The sequence below is a fragment of the Microbulbifer sp. SH-1 genome (assembly GCF_011326135.1).
In the GTDB taxonomy this organism is placed as follows: domain Bacteria; phylum Pseudomonadota; class Gammaproteobacteria; order Pseudomonadales; family Cellvibrionaceae; genus Microbulbifer; species Microbulbifer harenosus.
Genome location: NZ_CP046948.1, coordinates 2,631,204 through 2,654,994 on the forward strand (window position 1 = coordinate 2,631,204; position 23,791 = coordinate 2,654,994).

The window sequence follows — 23,791 nt, forward strand, 5'->3', positions numbered from 1 at the left end:
CCTCCCCCTGTATAGGTAGGCGAAACCTTCCCAAACTGATACTGTCTCAGACCTCACAGTCAGTGGATTACACTGACTTTTAGGCCTGCGGGATCAACGGGAGGAGATTGACGATGGGTGGCACGATAAAAGACTGGCTGATCGCACTGCTGGTATTGGCTGCGGTGATGTTTGGCATCTACTGGTTTGTCGTACGGGATACCCCCAAACCCGAAGTGCCCGCCCCCGTCACCGAACCCGCGCCGGACACCAAGCCCAGCGTCGATCTGGAAGAGCCCTCCGAACCCGTCATTCCGCCGGCGCCAGAACCTTCGCCCCCCAAAGAAGAACCCCGCAAGCTTCCCGCCCTCAACAGCAGCGACAGCGAAGCGCGCAAAGACATCATCAGCCTTTCACCCGACGGGGCGCTGGCGAAATGGATCGTACCCGATGAAGTGGTGCGCAAGTGGGTAGCCCTGGTGAACACCGCCACCAAGGGCGACCTGATGCCGAAAAACCGCCCATTCAACAATCTGGAAGGCAACATCGCCGTCAAGGAGCTGGAAACCCGCGCCGACGGCCAGAAAGTCTATGTACTCTCCCAGGAGAATTACCAGCGCTACGACCAGCCGGTGCGTCTGTTCGCGATGGTGGATACCGACAAGGCCGTAAGCCTCTACCAGTTCTGGTACCCGCGCTTGAAACAGGCCTATGGTGAACTGGGCCTCAAGAACAAAAACTTTCACGCCGCCGTGCTCGCCGCCATCGACCAGGCCCTGAATGCGCCGGAGATCGAAGGCCCGATCAAACTGGTGCGCCCCACGGTGTACTACAAGTTTGAAGATGAAAAGCTGGAGAAAATGCCGGGGCTGCACAAGCTGATGCTCCGCATCGGCCCGGACAATGCGGCGCGGGTGAAAGAGAAACTGCGCGAGCTCAAAGCCGGCCTGCAGAATCTGCCCACAGACTGATAGACGGATTTGGCGGAGTCACATATGCCGATGCCACCGGACCATCGGTATATTCCTGCGATGCCTCAGAAAAATTCGTATTCGACCAAAAAACGCAGTGACTGGTCGGGGCTCTCTTCGGTGAGCCCCATGATCAGCCCCACTTCCCAGTGAACCCGGCGCCCCTTCTCCAGGCGCCAGCTTCCCACCGCTACCGGACCAACACCAAGCAAATCCTCCGCAGCGTATAGTTCCACGGCAGGTTCAAATCGCTCGGTGTAGCGATAGCGCGCCTGGGCGCGAATTTCGGTTTCAAATTCGTTTTCCTCGCGGGCCCATTCGTAGATCACCGCGAGATTTCCGGTACCCGTCCAACGGCCCCACTCTTTGGCGGCGATGACCATCGCCGATGCCTCCCACTGGTTTTCCGAATACTCGCGCTCAAGCTCAAACAGCATACCCCAATCAGCGGCGTATTCGCCCTGCTCGGTCAGTTGCCATTTTGCCTCAAGTTCCACCGCCTTGAGCTCAAAATCTTCACCCGGATTTTTCTCCCCGATCGCATAGATTTCACCAAACCAGTGCTCGGAAAACCCGTAGCCGACACTGAAGTGATGCTGCCAGAAGCCGTTCAATTCTTCCTCGTCGGTATCGCGCGTGCGCACAGCACGCCACTCGATTTCCGTTTCCAACGGCTCGATATAAGGGTCGTACACCCGGTCAACCAGTTTGCCGTCGGCCATTGCGGGAAGGCACGGCAACAGTGCCACCATCAACAGCAGCCTTCGCACAGTCATTCGAATCATCCTTTTAAGGTTGCGAACGCGATTTCGCCCAGGCGACCGACAAGAGCGCGGTCATCAGCAACAAGCCACACAGATATGCAGTTACCACGTTGCGCGTAGGGGTGGCTTCGTAACCGAGCAGCGCATAGAAAAGCTGCCCCAGCACCGAGTTTTCCGATAACACCGCTGAGCTGTCCCACAGAGGGGATTGTGCGGGCAGCCAGTCTGCCTGTTCCAACAGCTGTGTCGCTTGCAGGCACAGCCCCGCGGCTACCAGCGCAAGTAGTGTCAGCGCGACGATCAGACGCCGTTTTCTCGGCAGCCCAACCAGCAGGTAATAAAACAGGGCACCGATACTGAAACCGATACCACCGCCGATAAATGCGCCCAGCAGAACGCTTTGCAGGAGATCCGCCTGGTGGCGGAAGGCCATCAGATACACATACACTTCCGATCCCTCGCGCAGGGTTGCCAGCGTCACCGCCAGCACCATGCTCCACTGCAAAAGCGGCAGATACCGTCGCTCGCCCCGTCGGTTCAAGATCAGCAGAATTCCCACGAGCAGCAGAAGCCCGTATATGGCGAACTGCATTGCCGCGTTCAGCAACTCCTGCCCCATGCCGTCGAAGGCGTCTGAGACGATGCCAATACCGGCGCCATAGACCATGGACCCCAGGATCCCCCCGGCCAGCGCCATGAAAATCCAGCGGGTTTTGAGCTCCAGGTAGTGGCTCATGGCAAGCAGGATGCTGAGCAGCAGCGCCGCCTCCAGCACTTCGCGCAAGACAAGGATAACGCTGGTCAACAACATGTTGTTCTCCCCGGCACTATCATTCCGCAATCACCTTGCCCTGGGCCGTCTTCGGGTTGAACTCGCCAAAAAACGGGTATTCCCCCGGCGCCAGCGGCCCGATGAAAATGACGGCTTTCTGCCCGCCCATGATGACCTTCTCGCGATTGAGTTCGTAGCTTTCGAATTCTTCCGGCGTGGTATCGCGGTTGATCACAATCAGCCTGACTTTGGTGTTGGCGGGCACTTTGAGAACCGACGGATAAAACAGGTGATCGCGGATCTCCAGTTGAAATTCCGGATGGGCTGCCTGTGCGGGCAACGCTGGCACCAACGTCACCACCAATGCCACCACCACCGCGACGGCCAGATTGCGAGGGTCGGTTCTTAACAGCCACCTTTTGATTCTGGATTCCACGCTACTTGCTCACTTGCAGAGGAAAAATGACCGACACCGCAAGGCCCGGCAACTGCTGGCAACCTAGGGATGAGGTGTCGAGTGAGACCCGTGCATGATGTAGTTCAGCAATGTGATGCACGATAGAAAGTCCCAGGCCGCATCCGGGTGCACGGCTCTCGTGGCGGTCGCCGCCCACCCGATAGAAACGCTCGAATACGCGCTCGCGCTCTTCCGCCGGAATCCCCGGGCCCGAGTCCTGAACCCGCAATAACACCTCTCCTTCCTGTTGTTTTACATCCACAACAACCCGACCGCGCTCCGGGGTGTATTTGCAGGCGTTATTGAGCAGGTTCTGCAGCAGCAATACCAGCGCGAACCGATCGCCGCGGATGATCGCGGCATGTCCCTGCAGCTCAATCTCCTGACCGCGCCGGGCAAAAGCCGGATAGAGCTCAGCAATCACTTCGCGGGCCATACAGTGCAGGTCGATGGGCTCAAAGCGCGCGGGATAGTGCTCCGGCGTCATCCGGAACAGATTCAGCATCTGTTCCACCAGATGCGCCATGCGTGAAATGCTTTCCTGCAACTGGCGCAGGGACTCCGGCGCCGCCGCGTCATTTGCACGCAACAGATTTGCCAGATTGTCTGCGTGCACCTGGATTGCCGCGATGGGTGTGCGCAGTTCGTGGGCGGCATCCGCAGAAAAGCGTCGCTCCCGTTCAAAAGACGCCTGCAGGCGTTCGAGCAACGCGTTGGTAGAGCGCACCAGTGGCAACAGTTCTTCCGGTGGCGCCGCCAGTGTCAGTGGCGTCAGGTCTTCCGCACGCTTGTGCCGCAGCTCGCTCGCCAGCTGGCGCAAACTGGCGAGCCCGCGGCCGATCACCAGCCAGATCAACAATCCCGCTACCGGCAGTCCGAACAGAATTGGCATCACTGATTGCAACACCACTTCATCCGCCAGCCGAAAGCGCAGATCAACCCGTTCGGCCACGCGGATTGAACGTCCGCCGGCAGCGGGGTGGTTGTATACCCGCCAGCGGAATCCGGAAAAATTCTGTTCGCTGAATCCCTCCTGCACATCACCAATGGGCGTTGTCGGCGCGTTGTCAGAGCGCATCAACAGTCGCCCATCGGCGGACCACACTTGAAAGGCTTGGAGGTCATTTTCCTCCACAACCAATGGTGCTGCCCGGTCGATGGGCAATGCCGCCAGCAGCAGCGCGGTGCCGGTAATCTGACGGTCAAACAGACGCTGCGCCTCTTCCATGCTCGCGCGATACCCGTGCAGCGCGGCAATAAAGTTCACCAGGGTGATGGTGGACAACAGCGCAACCAACAGGAACAGCCGGATGGACATCAACGTGAGGGCCCCAGCTTATAGCCGACGCCGCGAATGGTCTGGATAAAATCGCTGCTGATTTTTTTGCGCAGGTTATGGATGTGCACATCCACAGTGTTGCTCGCCACTGACTCGCCCCAGCTGTACAGTTTGTCCTCGAGCTGTTCACGGCTGAGGATATGACCGGGGCGCTCCGCCAGGGCGCGCAGCAGGCTGAACTCACGGCGCGAGAGGCGCACCGGTTCGCCTGCGTGGCTGACCGTGTGGGTAGCAAGGTTAATGACGACATCGCCGATAACCAGTTCTGCAGAGCCGCCACTGGCGCCGCGACGCTCCAGTGCGCGCAAGCGCGCCAGCAACTCGTCTACCGCAAATGGCTTGGTGAGGTAATCGTCGGCGCCGGCATCCAGCCCCTGCACTTTGGACGGCAGGTCATCGCGGGCGGTGAGGATCAGGACAGGAGTTTTTATCTGTTTTCCGCGCAGGGTCTTCAGCACGGCAAGCCCGTCCATATCCGGCAGGCCCAGATCGAGTACCAACAGGTCCGGCTGTGCGGCCACCGCCAGCGAAACACCCTTGCTGCCCGAAGACGTATGATCAACCGCGTAACCGGCGTGGCGCAATGCGGTGGTAATCCCTTCCGCCAGGGACTGATCATCTTCTATCAACAGTATCCGCATAGCTCCCCGCCAGTCGATGCTCCGTTTCTAACGCAACTTTTGCTGGATTTTCACCTGCAGCTGCTTGATCTGGCCGAGGCGCCCTTCGCTCGCCACCGGGCGCTCCAGATCCGCCGGGCCATGCTCGGCGCGGTCCGCGTAGGTCAACGCCTTGGCGTAGTCCTTCTGCTGGAAAAGATAGTCGGCATAAAAGTAATTGGCATCCATGTCTTCGGCGCCGTATTCCAGTCCTTTCAGCAGGAAGGTTTCAGCCTTTTTATCATCACCAAAGCCGATGGGCCAGCCGGGCACCTGATAATACAGCGAACCCAGGCTGGTGTAGGCGGCGCCGTCGAGCACGCTGCCATCGATCTCTATGGCTTTTTCCAGATCGGCTTTTGCCGCCTTCACAATCGGCAGCGCACCGATGCCACCTTTGGCGCCGGCATGGGATGCGCGAATGATACCGCTCCAGGTCCACACCGCAGCGTTCTCCGGATAGCGCGCGGTCAATACACTGGCCTGTTCCGCGAGCGCTGCCAGCTTGTCGGCGCGCTGCTTTTCCGGTGTACGGTACTGGATTTCAGCCCAGTGGCGCTGTAACTCGTGCACCTCCTGCCCTGCAGTCTGCGCGAGCGCCGGCACCGCCAGCGCGCCGGCCAGCAAAAACAACACGCTGCGCAGGCAAGCGCTGAGATGCATTCTGATCCCGGTGGACTGAGTCATCATGAGGTTTCTCCGTTTAAATGGTTTTGCTCTGCGAACCGGCGAATTACCGGCATTTTCTTAACCAGCGCACTGTCCACCAGTGACGGCAGCAGCGCATTGACTTTAATGAACAGGCGCTCGGGCCAGCCCATAAAACGGCGCGCACTGCGTCCGCCTTCGAGCAACGCCACACACTGCTCGGCTACCTGCTGCGGCGAGTCGGAGCGGTTTCCAAGCGCGCGATTGAGCCCCACCACTGCATCCGTGTTCAGCGACGTGTCCACCGCGCGCGGCGCGAGATAGTGCACCGTGATCTGGCTGTCGCCGAGCTCCCGGCGCAGCGCTTCCGTGAAGCTGTGCAGTCCGGATTTGCTTGCACCGTAGATACTGAAGCCCGGGTGGCCGATATGCCCGAAAGCCGAACCGATATTGATAAGAGCCGCCTGTCGGCTGCGCTGCAGCAACGGCAGCAGGTCGCGGGTGAGTGCCATGGGAACCAGCAGATTGGTTTCCAGTATCGAGCGCATAGCGGCGTCGTCGATATCCGCGAGCAATGCAAAACGGGCGACACCCGCGTTGTTGATCAATACATCCACGCCATTGGGCAGCGACCGACAGGTGCGCACTAACTCCTGACGCTGTTGCGGATCGCGCAGGTCTGCGGACACCACCAAGTGCCGATGGCTCTCTGGCAGCGACGCGCGCAGTTGGTCCAGCGCCAATGTATTGCGCCCCTGCAACAGCAGATGGTGTCCGCGCGCCGCCAGGCTGTGTGCAAGCGCATGGCCGATACCGCCACTGGCACCGGTGAGCAGAACGGTCAGCGCTCCAGGTTTGCGATCCATATCAGGCAACCTCTGGCAGCGCGCAAGTCGCCGCCACTTCGCGGAAAATATTCGCGTACAGGCGATAGATGGCGCGTGCGCTGTGCACGATGGCGCGCTGGTCTTGCGGGTTTTCGATCTTGTTCATCAACCCCTGGAAAAATTCCACGTGCCCGACGTCGAGTGCACCGTGTGACGTCAGATAGCTGAATGCTCTGTTGGGCAGGCCGAGGGATTTCTGGATGGCGCCGGCCGCCATATCGGCGAGCTGGATGCTGGTGCCCTCCAGCACATTCACCATGCCGAAAAAGCCGAGAGGGTTGCCGCGGGTGATGGTGTCATAGGCGTAGGCCACCATCAGTTCGGTACTGAAATTCGGCTGGCTGTGGCGCACGGCTTCGGCATCGGCACCACAGGCGGCGATGTCATTCAGAATCCACTCCTGGTGACCGGTTTCCTCTTCGATGTACTCCGCCAGCGCTACCCGCAGCCACTCCTGGCTGTCGGTCAGGCGGCTGCCGCAGGCCATCATCAGCGGTACCGTGTGTTTGACGTGATGATAGGCCTGGGACAGGAATCCGACATATTCCTCCAACGTAATTTCACCACGGGCGCCGCGCTGGATCACAGGCAGGCTGAGCAGCTGCTGGCGCTCGGATTCGGTTTCACGCTGTAACTGGTCAAAGAAATTCATCAGGCAACTCCTGGGTTTTGTTCACCGGACCGGCGGTTGTCGGCCGGAGACGGCGCCGGTGTAGAGGGGGAAATTTTTTGCGGCTCGCCGACGTAGAGATCTTCGATCACCCGGGCATAGCGCTCGGCAATACGATCGCGACGCGGACGGCCATTGGCGGTGAGCAGGCCATCGGCGAAGGTGAGCGGCTGCGGCAGAACGGCCCAGCGGCGGATGCACGCGTAGTCCGGCAACGCGCGGTTGACCGTTCCGATCCAGTCTTCTATCTGCCGTACGTCGGTGCCGGGCCGCGGCAACAGCAGCGCACTGCAGTAAGGGCGCGCGTCGCCAACCACCACACACTGCAGCACATCCTGCGCGCGCAGCAGCTCGCTCTCGATCCACTCCGGGGAAATATTGCGACCGTAGGAACTGATCAGAATATTTTTCTTGCGCCCGGTGATATGCAGGAAGCCATCGCTGTCGCGGGAGCCCAGATCGCCGGTGGCGAGCCAGCCATCGCTGCGCTCGCCAGGATCTTCTGTCACCCCCAGATAACCGAGATAGTGCGGACCCCGCACCACGATCTCGCCATCCCGCAGCGCGATCTCACAGTGCGGCAGTGTTTTGCCCGCCGCCCCCTCGCGCACTGCACCGGGAAGGTTCAACGCGACCACCGAACCGCACTCGGACAGGCCATAGCCCTCGTATACCGGTAAGCCCCGTTTGGTTGCTTCGCGCAGCAAATCGGCGGCGACCTTGCCGCCACCCACCGCTACAAACCGCAGGGTGGGCGGGGGCTGCCAGCCGAAGTTATCCACCTGCTCCAGCAGTGATTTCAGAATCTGCGGCAACAGGATCAGACTGTCCGGCTGGTGTTCGTCAATGCAGGCACACAGCCGCTGCATATCCAGCTGCGAGCTGCCGGAGAAACCGAGCCGCTCCAAACCGGGCACCAGCAACGTGCCCGCCAGCAGCCAGCAGGTATAGGCGCCGGCCACATTTTCCAGCAGGGTCGCGAGCGGCAGCAGGCACATATGGGTGGCGCATCGCAGCGGTGCGAGACTCACGGCCAGCGCCTCGGCGGTAGCGAACTGGGTCTCGTTGGAAAGGCATACCCCGCGGGGCGTGCCGGTGGAACCGGAGGTAAACGTGATCTTGGCGGTCTCCGCTGGCAGTGTCGCAGGCTGCACCTGCTTGCAGAGCAGCAGCGTCATGCCGGCCAATGCCTCACCTTTGCCAAACACCGGGACATCCGCGAAATAACCGGGCATGTCCGTAAGCAGCCCCTGCAGGCCACTGGCACTGATGGTGTGTTGAAGCTGCTGCACGGAGAAGAAGCCGGGCAGCGGCACCAGTGTTACCCCGGCCAATTGGCAGGCGAGATCCACCAGCAGCCAGCGAGGTCCGTTGTTGGCAAACAGACCGACCACATCCAGATTGCGATTGCGCATCGCTGTGGCAATAGCGGTAACCTCCTGCAGCAACTCGGCGTAGGTAAACCCCTCGCAATCGCCGAGCAGAGCGGCGCGACCGGGACAGGACTCTGCCGTGGCCTGCAGGCTCTGCAGCAATGGAGAGTGGGTATCGGTAATTCCGCTCATAGATCGGCCTCCGCCAGCTGCCGGGCGAAGTCGAGCGCCTGCGGCCGGCACTCCTCCAGCAGATCGCTGATCAGCGGGCGCACCAGACTGCGCTCGCGCTCGGCCCTGACGTTGACCGCGACCACTGCGGGGCGGGTATTGTAGTAAGTGCCCCACTCCGCCAGCTCTGCGCCCAGGCGGGCGCCGTCGGCGCGGCACAGCACCAGCTGGTTATCCGTGAGTTTCCGCAGCAGGTGCTGCACCTCGGGAGTGGCGGTGAAGATGGCCCAGGTGAGGTCGGCGGCAGCGCACAGCTCCGCCAGCATAAGAAACAGCAGGCGGCTGCCGCCGCGTGCGGTAGCCACCAGGTTGCCGACTTCGACGATTTCCGCACGGTTTACCGGCACACCCGCCTTTTCGGCGAGCACCGCTTCCACCGGTAGGTCGAGATACTGTTCGAGAAACAGAGGTGCGCATTCCGCGCGGCGCAAGCCCAATGCGCCCTGCATGTCATTGGAATTGCCGTAGGAGAGCAGCCATGGCATGAAGTGCTGCAGCCGGGCGCCGTATACCTCTTGGAATCTCGTACCAATATAAGCTTCTACCAAGGCGCGCCCGTTGCTCTCAGAGTGCCTTAAACGAAAGGGAGGCCCCCCTCTTCCGGATCCCAGCCCCCCTATAGCCGCAACCTCCATCTCGGTTCCAACCGTCTCATTGCCGAGACGGTTGCACGGTAACTGGGTCGGCAATTCAAACTGGGCACAGACATCCGGCGCCATATCCATTTCTCCTGCTGGGTATTGGATATGGGCAGTGTACGGCGGAGAAATTAAGACAAACTTAAGAGATGCCCGAGGTGCAGGGCTGGCGGACTAGACCTCGGGAACATAGGGGATTACTTGGCGACCTCCATTAGAACCAACGGGAAAGCGCTATTCAGCGACACGACGCCATTGCGCACGGTGGCGGTAGCCCCCGAATAGGCGTCCTTCAGCTGTGTGCCATCGGCAAAGACATCCGACACCACGACAGTCTTGTCACCCGGCGCCAAATCCATAGCTATCACCACGCGATCATCATCCAGAGCGCGGACGAAGGTGTACGGGGTGTGCGAGATTTCCCGGTGCTCTCCGGCACCCACGGCTTTATGCGCCTGCCGGAATCGCAACAGTTTTCTCCAGTGGTCATGCAACTGCCGGGTGTCGGCATTTTCCAGATTATGCCAGTTCATCGGTGTGCGCAGTTCCGCATCATAGAGCGCTTCTGCATCCATCAGTGGCCGGGCCAGCTCATCACCGTAGTAGATCTGCACCGCACCGGGACTCAATAAAAGTTTGGAGGCGGACTCATAGGTGCGCGCGCGTTCGCGGTCGAAACTGTCCATATCGTCATGGGAGCTGATATAGCTCAACACGCCCGCGCCGTTCAGGCCACCAGCAGTCAAATCATCGGCATACTGCTGGAATAGTTCTGCGTAGCTCTGTTCCGCGTGGCGGACAAATCCCATATTGATCAGGGCATCGAAACCGAATTGATAGAAATCCACCAACCGATCACCGAAGCCATACTGGCGCCCGCGGCTGGCTGAAAAATTGTCCACACCAAAGCCGTACACTTCGCCGAGCATAAAGAAATCTTTGTCATCGATTTTTTTGTCGGGATTATCCTGCTTCCACTGCGCCAGCGCGGCACTCGCCTCCAATTTAAGCTCGCCCCAGAACTCCGGTTCCACATGCTTGGCGGTGTCAACGCGGAAGCCATCCACACCGTATTCCCGCACCCAGTCGGTCAGCCACTTCATAAGATAATAACGCGGTGCGCGCGGGTGGCCGGTGCGTGCAAAAAAGGCATCGAGCTCTGCCTGCTCGGTTTCCAGTCTGCCTTCCTGCTGCCACTTCTCTTGTAAAAACTGCGGCACTTCCACCGGGACGTTGCTTTCAGTACGAATGTCGGGTAGATGGTCGGTCAGCGTGCAGGTCACATTGCCGACAAAGTTCTGCCAGTCACACACCGGAGAGGTACGCACCCATTCACTGGGCCAGAGTGGGTCCTGGGCGGTTTCCGGTCCGGTGTGGTTGGCAATCACATCGAGCAGCACGCGAATTCCCTGGCTGTGGGCCGTGTTGATTAACTCTACGAGGTCGGCCTCCATACCGAAGTTCGCATCCACGGTAGTCCAGTCTCTTGGCCAATAGCCGTGATAGGCGTAGGTGCGGCCGGAGCGCTCGAGATAACCGTGCACATTCTCGATGATCGGGGACATCCAGATGGCATCCACGCCGAGATCGGTGAAATAGCCCTCGTTCAGCTTGTCGATAACACCACGCAGATCGCCGCCGTGGAACCCACGCAACGGTGCGCCATCACCCTGGCGGTCGTAGGCCAAATCGTTGGTGACGTCGCCGTTGTTGAAGCGGTCCGGCAGCAAAAAATAGATACTGGCATTGCGCCAGAATGGGTCTACAGTGATATCTGGTAGCGGCTGCGGTTCGGGCTCCGGTTGCGGACTGCTCTGAGACCCACCACCGCCGCCGGCACCACAGCCCTGCAATATCGCCAACGCCAGCAACCAGCCAATGCCCACCGTCAAGCGGTACCACTTCACTGCCATCGTTTGTCCTTCCTTTTAAACAACGCCGCCGCTCCAAGGGCCTTCCATCACCCCACTCACGCCCAGATATCTGGCCACGTCGCCAAACAGCTGATGCGTACCGTAAATTCGCTGCCCATTATTGACACCGTCGCCACAATTGATGATTCGCCCCATTTGCAGTGCGCCGCCGGCACCACCCGCGAGAGTGACGGCGCCAGCAGCGCCGCCGTGTTTGGAGCCGTCGCCCACCTCACTGAACATCACCACCAGGGTGTCGTCGAGCAGGCCTTTGTTATCCAGTTGCTGCAGGGTGTACGCCAGCAGTGCGTGATACCAGCGCACCTGCGCGGTATGGGGAACATCACCGGGGCGATGCGAGGCGCTGTGGCTGGCAAATTCGTTGTACCAGCGGGAGATGGAGCCGACGGTACCGCTGTCACTACTGTGCTGAATACCCTGGCTGATGGCCCTCTGGGCCATTTCCCAGCATTCGTCATAGGAGTAGTTAACCAGGTTACCGTTCTCATCGCCCTTGGAGAGCTGCAGGGTGGCGACACGGTGCAGTCCACAGGAAAAAGCGCCGACGATATTGTCTACCTGCGCCCGCGCCAGATGGGGAAACATTTGCCACTCCGTGGGCGTAAGCTGGCTGCTGGAATTGTAATAGGGATCACTCATCACATTGGTGTTGAAGCTGCACTCGCCCACCTGATTGCCGGCAAGGTCCCGCAGGCGCTTTAATGCATTTTCGTGCAGAGTGAGTTTGTCGCGGCGCGCGTTTTCCAGTGTGACGTCAGCGAGGCTGCCAAAGTCATTGAGAATGGCTTCGTAGTATGCCTGTTTGTCGCCATTGTCCGTTGTGCCACCTCCGGCGATACCCACAGCCAGCTTTTGCGCGGCATCCGCCGGATCGTTGTTGGGAATCGGACGTGTGTCACTGGCGTAACCGCGCGGCTTGGAAATCATAATGTCCGAGCGGCTGCCGGTGCGCACACCGAGACTCAACACGCCTTCACTGCCCAGCTGCTCCGCAATCAGGTGATCAATGCTGGCGCTCTCGCGGCTGATCTGGTTGTTGCCGGTGAGAATACCGCGCATATCGTTGTAGTGGGCACCAGCGCCACTGCCGATATCCAGTGTGAGGTTTTGCAGCACAATCATGCGGTTGTGCCAGGGGGTGAGGGGACCGAGGCCGAAGCTCAATTCCTGGCTACCGCTGATGCTGCCCGGCCCCTGTTGCGGCAGCCAGTTGTAGGGAACGACGCCATTGGGGTAGTAGAGAAACAATACCCGCTGCGCGCTGCCACTCTGCGCGAAAACCCGCTGCCCCAGCATGCTGCCGGCCAGTGGCAGCAGCATCCCGGCCCGGGCCAGGTTGCGCAGGAATTTTCTGCGGGACTGGCTGGTGGATTCTCTCGCAGAGGTAAAACCAAATTTATTCAGCAGTTTCATTATTTTTATCTCCCGAATTTCAGCGGCGTAAAACGAAGGCATCAGACAGAACGAGGGTACGCAGCATGTCGCGCATACCACCGCCGTTGCGCAGGTCTTCGCTGGCGTGGTGAATGATCAGATCATCACTCGCGCCTTCCTCGCGTCCCACCACATAGCGGTAGAACTGCCGCGCAAAACAGGCCTCGCCCTGATCGCTGCCGGCGATGAGCGCGGCCAGTTCCGGTACCGAGTAGAAGTCGTAACTCGGGCTGGTGGGGTCCATGACCGTGGCCGGGGTGTACAGGCTCTTGATGCTGCCGCTATCGTCGATCTCCCGCTGCTCTCCGGTACCGATGGTTTCGATGGTGCGGTACAGGGCATCGCTGCCGAAACGCTCGAAACCGAATCCCACTCCGTCGATAAACTGGTGGCAGGCAGAACAGGCCGGATCGGACGTGTGCCGCGCGGTGGCCTCGCGGTTGCTGTCGGAGTCTTCAAATACCACGTTGAAGTCCGCCGCCGCCGGTGGCGGGAATTCCTGGCACATCAGCACTTCGCGCACATATACACCGCGCTTGATTGGCGCAGGGTTGACGGTGCTGGTGCGCGAGGCGAGGAAGCTGCCATGCCCCAGCAGCCCACTGCCACTGCGTGGATCACCTGCCGGGAAGGTGCGCATCGACCAGTTGCTGTTGCTGCTTTCGAGACCGTAGTGGGCCGCGAGGGCGCCATTGGCCCAGGTGTAATTGGCGGAGAGCAATTCGCTGAAGGCACTGTTGCCACGGATATTTTCCAGCACGAAGCCCACCGTCTCTTCCTTGAACGCCGCAATCAGGTCCGCGCTGGTGATGGCCGGGAACGGATATTGGTTGTTGATCAGCCAGCCGCCGATAAAGCGGCGCAAACCACGCTCCGCGCGCGGGTCGGCCAGCAACCGGTCCACCTGCGCCGCCACATCAAAGCTCGCTTCGCTGGCCGCGAGCAATAGAGCATCGTCCGGTGTGGTGACCCAGAAGGTGTAGGAAAGCAGCGTGGCGATTTCATAATGAGTGAGCCGGTAGAGGCCGGTGGCGGCATCGAGTTCGCCCAGCTCAGAGCGGTACATGAAGTGTGGCGACATGAGCATGGCCTGTATCGCCAGGCGGCCATCGTCTTCCGCGCTGTACAGCGCCGCATAGCGATTGACTTCATCGCCGGTCAGTGGGCGGCGGAACAGACGGAAGCCGAGCGTATCGATTACACAGTGGTTGTCGCCGCAGCCGCTGACCAGATTGCCGAAGCCAGACTGGGTAATAACAATATCCGCAACCTGCTCGGCCACCAGTTCATAACCGAGGGTGCGGTCGTTGCCGGCGGTGAGGAATGACGCGGTATCGAAGTTGCGGTAGCGACCGTCGGCCGGCACCGGTCCCATCAGTGACAGATCAAAGTCGATACCGAAAATATCCCGCACGCTATTGAGATACTCCTCGCGGGTGAGCAGCCGCAGATTGCGCCCATCAAGATTGCTGCCATCGCAATCGCTGCCGGTGCAAGCACTGGTATTCCAGGCTTCATCCACCATCAGGCGCGCGATTTCATAGGCACAGGCACCGGACTCATTGCCTGCGCAACTGGCGGCGGCGTCCATAGGCATGAAGTCTTCGATGTATTGCGTCAGGTCACCGAGCTGCCAGTTGGTACCGGTGCCCGCGAGCGCCGGGGCCACATCCCCCTGCCCCTGATCACCGTGACAACCCGCGCACTGGGCCGCGTAAAAGTTCTGCCCGGCTTCGTAGGCGTTGCTGATACTGGGGAACAGCGCCACCAACGACAAATCGTGCCGCGGAATCAGCAGTTGCACCTGCGGCAGCGACGGATCGCCGACGATATAGGGTGCGGCATCACCACTCCAGCCACCGAACGCCGTTCCCAGCGGCGGCACATCCGCATTCACAGTGATGACACTGCCGATCGAATAATCCCGTTCACCGTCGGCGGTGCTACCGCCAATTACGGACACCCTTGAGGTATCGCCACCCACCGGGGCCTCCGGCGTCCAGGGCTCCCAGGCACCCGCGACAAAACTCGAAGATTCAGCAATATTGCGCTGGTCGCCTGTCTGCTGGCCGTTGCCGCTGTTGAACACCAGATTGACTTCGCCACCCGGAAGATCTTCTTCATCCACATAATGCGTCCAGAAGCCGTCTTCATCCGGACCGGCCATCAATACGCCGGGCCACTGGGTCAGTGCCTGGTCCTGGCCGTTGACGGTGATCCACAGGTGCACATATACCTGCGCCCAGCTGTCCGGATTGTCGAAACGCAGGGCAATTCCATCGAAACCCTCCGCCAGGGTTGCGCTCGCGGTGAATTCCCCGAGTTGCACCTGCACCGTCACATCGCCATTGCCGGTGCGGGTAACAAAGCCATTCTGATCCACCGTTGCCGGGCCACTGACAACGGACCAACTTACCTGCCCGTACAGGTTCTTGCGGGTACCGTCGGCGCGCACGCCGAAGGCCACCAGCTGTCGGCTGCCATTCAGTGCGATATCCGTCGGTGCGATTTCCAGGCGGGTAATACTGGTATCCACGCTGGTGACGGAAACAGTGAGCGTTTCACTGAACCCTCCCTGCTGAACGGTGATGCTCGCGCTGCCGGTGGCACCGGCACGCAGCACGAACGCACCTTCAGTAACAGACTCCACGGCGAGAACTGCGGGATCACTGGAGGAAACACTGGGCATACCGTCGACCGGTACGGTAAAACCATTGTCGTACAGCGCATGTACTTGCACCGCAAGCGCATCGCCGCTATTCAACCGGTCGCTGTCCGCGTGCAATGCGATGCCGCTCTGCACGGCATCGGCGTTGCCAATCCAACTCCGGAACAGCGCTTCCGCCACCGGGTTGGTATAGCGGGTGCCCTTGGGCATACGGTTGTTGTCGGTAGTCTGGTATATGTACACCAGGCTGTCGGCGTGATCGAAAGGCCGCAGGCGCGCGGCGCCGCCGGTGGTTTCCACATTGACCAGGCGCATGTCCGCAAGCGGCGTATCGTAGCGCAAGTCCATGAAGCTGCTGGCGTGACAGTGGGAGCAGTTGGTATCCAGATAGGTGCGCGCGCGTTCGTTCAGATCCGCACCGGTATCTGCGGCATCCACAAAAGCATCGTGACTGGCTGCACCGCCAATGTCTTGCGAAAACAGAGCGATGGTATTGAATACGTCCAGCTGGTTGGCAATGGTTTCAGAGCCTTCGCCGTACTGGAAATCCCGGTTCAACTGCCGGGTGTGGACCGCCAGGGGCTCGCGACTGCCACTTCCGATGTGGCAGGATCCGCAGTCAGCGGCAGACTGCACGGCCCGCTGGCGGCTTTCTACACCGCCGTCCATCACTGTGAGGGTTTCGGTCACCAGGTCAGCATCGGTACCAGCGCTGTTCCAGTAATAGTTTGCCGCCTGCCACTTGCCGGTGTCCTGGCGGAACAGCACCGAGGTGGTAAACGGCTGCGCGGGATTATCCGCGGTGGCAATGCTCTGGTGTTTCACCAGTACCGTGCCGATCGGAAGATCCCAGTGATCGGTTTCAGCGAAGGTGATCTGGCTGTCGTTTGGCAACGCGATAAAGTGGCGGGTGCTGGCGCCGTCGAACCAGCCCTGAGTATTCAGGCTGTATTCGAGCACACCGGAAACCGGCTGCAGGTTTTCCAGATCGGCAAACAACCCGGTTTCGGAAAGCTTTGCGGGGATGACAGCCGATTGGGCTTCGTCGTCCACCACTTTGTAAATCGTGGACTGGCCGCCGTACTCCACGCCGTAAGTGACAACCAGCAGGGTATCGCCACTCAGGTCGGTACCGAAGGAGGCGATGTTTTCCGGGAAGGCATCACTGATCAGTGCCTTTGCCTCGCCGTCGACGATGGACCAGATGCGCTTGGTGACATAATCCCCGAATACGAAGTGCCCGCCCAACCCTGGCAGGGTACTGCCGCGGTACACCACCCCGCCAATAATGGAAAAGCCGGTGGGGTGGGCATAGCCGTCCCGGGGTGGTTCGAAATCCGTGCTGCAGTTTTTGCCCGGATCACCACCCAGGTCACCGCGGTTGTTAGTGCCTTCGCAGATGGGCCAACCGTAATTTTTTCCTTTTTCAATCAGGTTGACCTCTTCAAAGCCCGCCTGCCCCACTTCCGTTTCCCACAGGGTGTAGGGCGCCTCGGTGTCGAAGCTCCAGCGCCAGGGATTGCGATGGCCGTAGGACCAGATTTCGCCGCGGAAGCCGGGCACACCGACGAATGGGTTATCTGCGGGGATTTCGTAATATTTTCCGTCCACCGGCTGTGCCAGGGGTTTGATGCGAATAAAAGTGCCCAACAGATTATCGGTTTCCTGGGCGCCGTTATTGGTGCGCGGATCTTCCGGATAACTCATGGTGGCACTGTGACCGTAAGCACCGTCGCCGATGCTCAGATACAAGTACTTGTCCTCCGGGTGGAACTGCATCATGCCACCCTTGTGGTCGGGACCACGCTGGGGTACACGCAGAATTTCCGTGCTGGAGCCGGCGATTACCTGGGTAGGATTGTTCGGGTTGTCCACGGTCCAGCGCTCAAGAATGGCATCGCCATAGCTGCCATCGGGCGCGCGCACATTGTCGTCAGTGCCGTGGATGTAATAGATGTAGATAAAGCCGTTACTGGCGTAATCCGGGTCAAAGGCCATGCTGAGCAGTCCCTGCTCGTGGTAATTGCGCACCACACCGTTGATATCCAGCAGCGTACGCACTTCCGTCGGAGCCACCTCCTCGCGGTTTGGAAACACAAAAATGGAACCGGTCTTGTCGACCACATACAGCAGGTCGCTGATGCCATCGGGAATCACCATCACCGGCGACATGAACTGACCTTGCAGGTTCGGGTAGGCCACCTCAAAACGGTAGCTGCCACCGGAAACATTGCCGGAGATCGGGAAGTTCAACGGCTGTGCCAGCAGTGGACGCTTGGTAGGCGGCTGGTCAACGGGCGGCTCTTGATCCAGCCCACAGGTTTCCGCACCCTGCCACTGGCCGGCGAGATAACAGGGATCACCACTGTAGGTCTGATCTGCAGTTTGTGAATTGCCGTTGTCGTTGAAAATGACATTCAGGGAATCCGGCATCGTGCCGTTGGCCAGATGCGCAGCGAAGTCGTAACAGAAATTTTCACCGGCTGCGGTCATGGCAAGCCCAGGCCAACCGGGAAGGTTGCTGACACTGCCGGCGGGCTGCGCATTCCAGAAATAGATATGTGGTGCCGCGTAATTCTGCGGATTGTCAAAGCACAGGCTGGTGGACGTGCTCTCCGGCGGTGGTTCGACGATTTCCGTTACCGTGATGGCCTTGCTGGCATCGTCAAATGCGATGCGATAACGACCATTCGCTACCAGATAATCATTGGCCGGATAAGCTTCATTCCAGTTCTGGTAATGGCTGATTTTAAAGCGGGAATTGGCGCCATCAAAGGTCTGCTCGGTTACCCAGGCGCCGGTGTCGCTATCATAGGTCATTGCGGTAGCGCCCCAGTCGTTCGGGGTGCCACGGAACCAGGCTTCAGACCAGATTTGCGCGCTGGCGTGCACAGGTAAGAGCAGTACCCACGCGGCAAAAAGGCGCAGGCATAGTTTAGCAGCGGAGTGCAGCACTCCGGCCATCACAGGGGCAGAAATCATCGCTATGCTCCGGGAGTTATTGTTATCCGGATAACCGTCATGCGTTATTAACATGCGGTATTTATTATTTATTCGCTGACGACCTCTCAGCGCAGTGTGCGCGAACCACTGATACGCAGTTTCACGTTACTCGTTTTATACAACATTACCTCCTCCTCCCCTGGGGGCGTAGACCTCCCCTGGGGGCGTAGACCTCCCCCATGCCATATTTACGCGCCGATACACACCGCGCAAACTTCAAGGCAAAAAAAACCGGCGATAGAACAATCTATTGCCGGCAAATCTTTCGACGAGAAAGAGAGGGTTGGGTTCATCACGGAGACGATGAAGGCATTACAAAAAACGAACAATCTCCCAAGTCATCCCCGCACAGAGAAGTGTCGCGCCTGACTTTTCTGGTCGGGATCCTGCGCTTGCGGCGCCTGGAATCCCGTCAGCGCGGGAATGACACAGATTTATTTAGCGAGTAGTCAACTCCTGGGGCTCTGGGCTACCCAACAGCAGGATGTCAAATCCGGTATCAAACTTCAGTGTGCCATTTTCCACCCGCGCTTCTGCGCCGGAGTAGTAATCCTTCACCAGGGTACCTTCGGCAAATACCGTGCTTGCATCTACAGTCTTTTCGCCCGCCGGCATATCCAGCGCAACCATGACACGGTCATTTTCCAGCGTGCGCGAAAACACATACGGTGCGGCGCTGAGCTGTTGATGGACCCCGGCACCCACCGCAAGGTGAGACTGACGGAACTGGCCGAGCTTCTGCCAGTGACTCAGGATCTCACTGGTTTTGCTCTGCTCAATGCTGCTCCAGTCCATGGGCACGCGCATGGACGCATCGCCATAGGCCTGATCGTCGATCATCGGTCGCGCGATTTCATCACCGTAATAAATCTGCGCAGCGCCCGGTGCCAACATAAGCTTCAGCGCTGCGCTTTTCACCTGCTTGCGCTCGCGGTCGAAGGAGCCCTGATCGTCATGAGAGCCGAGGTAATTCAATACAGATACCCCCTGCAGAGCGCCATCGTGAAGGATGCTGGAATACTGACTGAAAATGGATTCCATATCCTGTGCGGCGTGGGCAGCAAAGCCCATATTGATCAGGCTGTCGAACCCATAATTGAAGAAGTCGACCTTGCGATCACCGTAATCGTAGAAGCGGCCATCGCTGTTAGAGAAGTTATTCACACCGAAATGGTACACCTCGCCGACCATGAAAAATTCGCGATCATCGAGCTTGCGATCTGCATTGGCGGCCTTCCATTCCGCCAGTGCAAGGCTGGCTTCTTTCTTCAGCACCGCCCAGATTTCCGGTTCGGTGTGCTTCACGGTATCCGCACGGAAGCCGTCCACACCGTATTCACGCACCCAGTCGGTGAGCCACTTGACGATGTAGTACTTCGGCGCGCGCGGATAACCGGTGCGCTCGAAAAAGGCATCCAGCTCTGCGACCTCCTGCTCAAGCCGGCCCTCGCGCTGCCATTTTTCTATCAGCTGCGGTGGCAGCTCAACGGGTTTCTCACTCTCAGTTAGAATGTCCGGCAGGTTGTCTGTCAGTGCGCACTGCACATTCTGAGCGAAGCTGCTCCAATCGCACTGGGGATTGGTGCGCACCCAGTCCGAGGGCCACAGCGGGTCTTCCGCCGTAACCGGACCTGTGTGATTGATGATGACATCCAGCAGGATGCGGACACCCTTGCTGTGGGCCTTCTCGATCAACTCGGAAAGCTCTGCCTCGGTGCCTAAGTTGGCGTCTACACTGGTCCAGTCTTTCGGCCAGTAGCCGTGGAAAGCATAGGTACGCTTGTCGCCCTCATCGTAACCATGGACATTTTCGATGACCGGCGACATCCATAGGGCGTCTACACCCAGATCGGTGAAATAGCCCTCCTCCAGCTTCTGGATGACACCGCGCAGGTCACCGCCGTGAAAACCGCGCATATGGGCAGCATCATCTTTGCGACCATAAGAAAGGTCATTGTCCGGATTACCGTTGTGGAAACGGTCCGGCAGCATGAAATAGATGGTGGCGTTGTTCCAGAAGGGATCCGCCGAGAAACTGTTGACCTGGGTCAAGGCGGGGGCGGCCGTCTCCGGCGAAGATACCGCACCGGCCTGGGCCCCCGGGGCCTGGGGTTCGCTTTCGGAACAGGCGGCCAGGGAAAGGGCAGCCGCGGACATCACGGCACTCAGGCCGAACATTTTTCTCATTATCTTCTCTCCGCCGTTATCGTACAGTCATCACTGCAACCTACTGTACGCACACCGGCCGCAGATTCATCCTCCTGCCACGGGGCGTAGATGAGAATGGCGCAGGTGAAAAAAGCAGCGGCCGGTGGTAGTCTTGACCTCCCGGTCATGGGGCCGCCCACAAACCGCTCAGCGGCATATATAAAACAGGGTGGCATACGCACGCCGCAAGGCAGAGAGAAAACTTAGGGACCAGATTTGAAGGAGTGATCATGCAGGAAAAACCCATCGTATTCGTCGTTGTCGACCCCAATGACGACCGCCATGTAGCCCTTGAGCGCGCCCTGGCGACCGCGCGCGAGCGCACCCCGCAACCGAAACTGGCGGTATTTGTGGCAGTTGATGGCGAAGCCGTCGATACCCGCGCGGTGAACGACCACCTGTTCCGCGATGAATTCTGGTTCCGCGACCAGATCCGCAAGCCAATAGAAGATGCCGGTGTCGAGTTCGAGATTAGCGTGTGCTGGTCCAGTGACTGGCAGGCGGCCATTATTCAGGAATCCAAACGCTGCAACGCGGAAATGATCTACCTGCCTGTGCACGCCAGAACCAGCCGCCGCTTCACCTTTGCCGAATCCAAGTGGCAGGTGCTGAAACACGCCAAGTGCCCGGTGGTGCTGATTCGCCCCGGCGCCAAGGACCGTCGCAAGGTGGTGCTGGCCACTGTTAATTACCAGGCCCAGAGCACCCAGCAGCGCCAGCTAAACCGCCAGATCACTGAGCGCGCCGGCTACATAGCCGAGGTATATGGTGCCGAACTGCACCTGGTCAACGCATTCCTCGATTCCATGCTCTACCCGGACCGAGGGCAACTTGCCAAACTGGCGGAAAAGACCGGCGTTCCCACCGACCGCATCCACGTAAAACAGGGCTACACCAACGAAGTGGTCGCGGAGATAGCCAAGGAAATCGACGCGGACGTGGTGGTGATGGGCACCCTGAACCAGTACGGCGAGACCGGCTCACTGCTACGCGGCAATACCGCCGAGCGAGTGATTGGCTCACTGGAGATCGATGTGATGGTATGTAACGCGTTTACCACTACTGGACACTGAACACCCAGCGGCTCAGGCCCCGCACTCGCGGGGCCTTTTGCACCACAGGCTCGTCCACACTATCAACCGGCTATTTGACACCGGAGGCCAACAGTGAGGACAAAAATGCCTCATGGGTCGGCAACTGCCTGACCGTCCCCTGGATCAGGATTTTCAGGCTCTGCAGCAGGTCGCTCAGCTGCGTGTCGCTCATACCGTCCGCAATCCCGTGATAATCCTCCGGCAGTACGCCTTGCCCAATCAGCACCTGCTGCCACGCCACTTCCGTAAACAGATCGTCGTAATCCCGGAATACCTTGCCGGTCGCGCGAAAGAGCTCCATTTTATATCGCAGACTTTCCGGAATCGCCATGTTTTCGCAGTGCCGCCAGAAGTCACTGTCGCGTCGCTGATTGGCCTTGTAATGAAGAATAATGAAGTCCCGAATACGCTCCATCTCCAGCCGTGACTGGCGATTAAATTCCGTTACCTCCTCGGTACGGATACCGCGGTGCGGGAAACATTTGACCAGCCGGGTAGCACCGGATTGCACCAGATGGATAGACGTACTTTCCAATGGCTCCAGGAATCCGCTAGCAAGCCCAAGACTTACCACATTCTTTTCCCACTGATTACGCCGATGACCGGTACGAAACGGGATCACCCGAGGCTCCGCCAGCGGCTTGCCCGGCAGAGTGCGCAGCAGCATCTCGCGGGCCTGCTCGTCACTGCAGTGGCTACTGGAATACACCAGCCCGTTGCCGATGCGATGCTGCAGTGGAATCTGCCATTGCCAGCCGCAAGCGCGGGCGATGGAACGTGTATAAGGGACGATAGACGCAGTCGACTCACTGGGGACTGCCATGGCACGATCGCACGGTAGCCATTGCCCCCAGTCTTCGTACTCGCTGCACACAGCCTTGCCGATCAATAGACCGGCAAACCCAGAGCAGTCCACAAACAAATCGCCCTCAACAACCTGACCACTCTCCAGCGTCAGCCCCTCAACGTAGCCGCTGTCATGATTGCAGCGCACATCGAAGACCTTGCCCTCAACCCGCTCGACACCTTTGGATTCGCTGTATCGACGCAGGTATTGCGCGTAGAGCCCAGCGTCAAAATGATAGGCATAGGAAAGTCCCGGGAGCTTGGTGTTGGGAATATTGGTGAGATGGGAAAATTTGTTGTGCTTTGCAGCCTGATAATTCAGCGAAAAGTCCCAGTAACAATCATTGCCGCCGAGTGCGCGGTTGCGCAGCCAGTAGTGATGAAAATCACAAAAGGGAAAATTCTTACCGATGCTACCGAAGGCGTGCATGTAGTTCTCGCCCGGGCGAGACCAGTTTTCGAACTGAATACCGAGCTTGATAGTAGCTTTAGTCTCGCGCAGGAAATCCGCCTCATCGAAACCGAGCGCACCGTTAAAATTACGAATGGGAGGAATGGTTGCCTCGCCCACCCCGACAGTGCCGATCTCGTCAGACTCCACCAAGGTAACCGCTACCGTTCCCGCCATGCTCTTGGCCATCATTGCCGCGGTCATCCAGCCTGCGGTACCGCCGCCCAGAATCACCAATTTTCTAATATTCTTATTGTTCACATCAAAACCATCAAATGGTTACTAATAAACTACAGAGCGTATTCCAGCCAGGGTTTACGCAAAAGAGGCATGATCTATCTGCACCCCAATCACGCTGTCCGACTGAAACACAAACTGGCTCAACCCAGCTCCCCCTGCTTGAGGGCGTAAAACTACCGTACCAAGTAGGCTCGGAAAAATTTCAGACTGGAAAACGCATTTTTATTTTTATGTAGATTGCATGAGCCCAGACGGCACCCACCAAGCTCAGTGGGTAAGAGATTTTTCGGGATTGGTTACCCTGCCCAAGATTACATTTCCAACACTAACTACGCGTCGAGGATAGGCGCAGTTGAATTGCCCGCCACCAACATTAGCAAACACCTTTCTACTCCCTCCCCGGGGGCGCAGGCAAAATCGCAATTACAAGTGATACAAATATACCAGTTAGCTCGCCGGGGCTTCAGAGTACAAAGGTAGCGACCGAATAGAGAATAAATAATTCAACAAAGCCTGCCTGCTCGG

General features: G+C 58.9%; 17 protein-coding genes. 2 read left to right on the forward strand and 15 right to left on the reverse strand.

Annotation, left to right across the window (positions count from 1 at the left end):
• The first annotated feature begins 113 nt into the window (after window positions 1-113).
• Complete coding sequence (locus tag GNX18_RS10920) at window positions 114-950, forward strand: DUF3014 domain-containing protein (protein ID WP_166217960.1); 837 nt, start codon at window positions 114-116, stop codon at window positions 948-950.
• Between the two features lie 65 nt (window positions 951-1,015).
• Here the strand turns inward: GNX18_RS10920 and GNX18_RS10925 are convergent, their stop codons facing one another.
• The 14 genes from GNX18_RS10925 to GNX18_RS10990 all read right to left on the reverse strand — a co-directional run bounded on the left by GNX18_RS10925 (window position 1,016) and on the right by GNX18_RS10990 (window position 20,614).
• On the reverse strand, window positions 1,016-1,726 hold the full coding sequence (locus GNX18_RS10925; RefSeq protein ID WP_166217963.1) for a hypothetical protein: 711 nt from the start codon (window positions 1,724-1,726) through the stop codon (window positions 1,016-1,018).
• Window positions 1,727-1,739: 13 nt separating this feature from the next.
• Window positions 1,740-2,525 (reverse strand): FTR1 family protein, encoded by a 786-nt coding sequence (locus tag GNX18_RS10930; RefSeq protein ID WP_166217966.1) that lies wholly within the window; start codon window positions 2,523-2,525, stop codon window positions 1,740-1,742.
• Window positions 2,526-2,544: 19 nt separating this feature from the next.
• Complete coding sequence (locus tag GNX18_RS10935; protein ID WP_166220572.1) at window positions 2,545-2,862, reverse strand: cupredoxin domain-containing protein; 318 nt, start codon at window positions 2,860-2,862, stop codon at window positions 2,545-2,547.
• 61 nt (window positions 2,863-2,923) lie between these two features.
• On the reverse strand, window positions 2,924-4,261 hold the full coding sequence (locus GNX18_RS10940; protein WP_166217969.1) for an ATP-binding protein: 1,338 nt from the start codon (window positions 4,259-4,261) through the stop codon (window positions 2,924-2,926).
• A complete protein-coding gene (locus tag GNX18_RS10945) occupies window positions 4,261-4,923 on the reverse strand; it encodes a response regulator transcription factor (RefSeq protein ID WP_166217973.1) in 663 nt (220 codons plus the stop codon). The genes GNX18_RS10940 and GNX18_RS10945 overlap by 1 nt, the downstream gene beginning before the upstream one ends.
• Before the next feature lie 27 nt (window positions 4,924-4,950).
• Window positions 4,951-5,631, reverse strand: coding sequence for a hypothetical protein (locus tag GNX18_RS10950; RefSeq protein ID WP_166217976.1), 681 nt, complete (start codon window positions 5,629-5,631; stop codon window positions 4,951-4,953).
• Complete coding sequence (locus tag GNX18_RS10955) at window positions 5,628-6,455, reverse strand: SDR family oxidoreductase (RefSeq protein ID WP_166217979.1); 828 nt, start codon at window positions 6,453-6,455, stop codon at window positions 5,628-5,630. The genes GNX18_RS10950 and GNX18_RS10955 overlap by 4 nt, the downstream gene beginning before the upstream one ends.
• A 1-nt stretch (window position 6,456) precedes the next feature.
• Window positions 6,457-7,128 (reverse strand): TenA family transcriptional regulator, encoded by a 672-nt coding sequence (locus GNX18_RS10960; RefSeq protein WP_205827872.1) that lies wholly within the window; start codon window positions 7,126-7,128, stop codon window positions 6,457-6,459.
• On the reverse strand, window positions 7,128-8,711 hold the full coding sequence (locus GNX18_RS10965; protein ID WP_166217983.1) for an AMP-binding protein: 1,584 nt from the start codon (window positions 8,709-8,711) through the stop codon (window positions 7,128-7,130). Before GNX18_RS10965 ends, GNX18_RS10960 begins: the two co-directional genes overlap by 1 nt.
• Window positions 8,708-9,475, reverse strand: a complete 768-nt coding sequence (locus tag GNX18_RS10970) for a thermostable hemolysin (protein ID WP_371808070.1) — start codon at window positions 9,473-9,475, stop codon at window positions 8,708-8,710. Before GNX18_RS10970 ends, GNX18_RS10965 begins: the two co-directional genes overlap by 4 nt.
• A gap of 110 nt (window positions 9,476-9,585) precedes the next feature.
• Window positions 9,586-11,301 (reverse strand): alpha-amylase family glycosyl hydrolase, encoded by a 1,716-nt coding sequence (locus GNX18_RS10975; protein WP_166217989.1) that lies wholly within the window; start codon window positions 11,299-11,301, stop codon window positions 9,586-9,588.
• A 15-nt stretch (window positions 11,302-11,316) separates the two neighbouring features.
• Complete coding sequence (locus GNX18_RS10980) at window positions 11,317-12,735, reverse strand: DUF1552 domain-containing protein (RefSeq protein WP_166217993.1); 1,419 nt, start codon at window positions 12,733-12,735, stop codon at window positions 11,317-11,319.
• A 19-nt stretch (window positions 12,736-12,754) separates the two neighbouring features.
• On the reverse strand, window positions 12,755-18,406 hold the full coding sequence (locus GNX18_RS10985) for a PQQ-dependent sugar dehydrogenase (RefSeq protein ID WP_166217996.1): 5,652 nt from the start codon (window positions 18,404-18,406) through the stop codon (window positions 12,755-12,757).
• A gap of 459 nt (window positions 18,407-18,865) precedes the next feature.
• The gene (locus GNX18_RS10990; RefSeq protein ID WP_240913977.1) at window positions 18,866-20,614 is read right to left on the reverse strand and encodes an alpha-amylase family glycosyl hydrolase; all 1,749 of its coding nucleotides are present in this window, start codon (window positions 20,612-20,614) and stop codon (window positions 18,866-18,868) included.
• A 251-nt stretch (window positions 20,615-20,865) separates the two neighbouring features.
• Here GNX18_RS10990 and GNX18_RS10995 point away from each other — a divergent pair, with 251 nt between their 5' ends.
• On the forward strand, window positions 20,866-21,708 hold the full coding sequence (locus GNX18_RS10995) for a universal stress protein (protein ID WP_138236854.1): 843 nt from the start codon (window positions 20,866-20,868) through the stop codon (window positions 21,706-21,708).
• A gap of 70 nt (window positions 21,709-21,778) precedes the next feature.
• Here the strand turns inward: GNX18_RS10995 and GNX18_RS11000 are convergent, their stop codons facing one another.
• Window positions 21,779-23,287 (reverse strand): tryptophan halogenase family protein, encoded by a 1,509-nt coding sequence (locus GNX18_RS11000; RefSeq protein WP_166217999.1) that lies wholly within the window; start codon window positions 23,285-23,287, stop codon window positions 21,779-21,781.
• Window positions 23,288-23,791 lie beyond the last annotated feature (504 nt).

Coding starts and splice junctions, on each gene's coding strand:
- GNX18_RS10920 (WP_166217960.1), top strand. CDS start 114: ATGGGTGGCACGATAAAAGACTGGCTGATCGCACTGCTGGTATTGGCT.
- GNX18_RS10925 (WP_166217963.1), bottom strand. CDS start 1,726: ATGACTGTGCGAAGGCTGCTGTTGATGGTGGCACTGTTGCCGTGCCTT.
- GNX18_RS10930 (WP_166217966.1), bottom strand. CDS start 2,525: ATGTTGTTGACCAGCGTTATCCTTGTCTTGCGCGAAGTGCTGGAGGCG.
- GNX18_RS10940 (WP_166217969.1), bottom strand. CDS start 4,261: ATGTCCATCCGGCTGTTCCTGTTGGTTGCGCTGTTGTCCACCATCACC.
- GNX18_RS10945 (WP_166217973.1), bottom strand. CDS start 4,923: ATGCGGATACTGTTGATAGAAGATGATCAGTCCCTGGCGGAAGGGATT.
- GNX18_RS10950 (WP_166217976.1), bottom strand. CDS start 5,631: ATGATGACTCAGTCCACCGGGATCAGAATGCATCTCAGCGCTTGCCTG.
- GNX18_RS10955 (WP_166217979.1), bottom strand. CDS start 6,455: ATGGATCGCAAACCTGGAGCGCTGACCGTTCTGCTCACCGGTGCCAGT.
- GNX18_RS10960 (WP_205827872.1), bottom strand. CDS start 7,128: ATGAATTTCTTTGACCAGTTACAGCGTGAAACCGAATCCGAGCGCCAG.
- GNX18_RS10965 (WP_166217983.1), bottom strand. CDS start 8,711: ATGAGCGGAATTACCGATACCCACTCTCCATTGCTGCAGAGCCTGCAG.
- GNX18_RS10970 (WP_371808070.1), bottom strand. CDS start 9,475: ATGGATATGGCGCCGGATGTCTGTGCCCAGTTTGAATTGCCGACCCAG.
- GNX18_RS10975 (WP_166217989.1), bottom strand. CDS start 11,301: ATGGCAGTGAAGTGGTACCGCTTGACGGTGGGCATTGGCTGGTTGCTG.
- GNX18_RS10980 (WP_166217993.1), bottom strand. CDS start 12,735: ATGAAACTGCTGAATAAATTTGGTTTTACCTCTGCGAGAGAATCCACC.
- GNX18_RS10985 (WP_166217996.1), bottom strand. CDS start 18,406: ATGATTTCTGCCCCTGTGATGGCCGGAGTGCTGCACTCCGCTGCTAAA.
- GNX18_RS10990 (WP_240913977.1), bottom strand. CDS start 20,614: ATGAGAAAAATGTTCGGCCTGAGTGCCGTGATGTCCGCGGCTGCCCTT.
- GNX18_RS10995 (WP_138236854.1), top strand. CDS start 20,866: ATGCAGGAAAAACCCATCGTATTCGTCGTTGTCGACCCCAATGACGAC.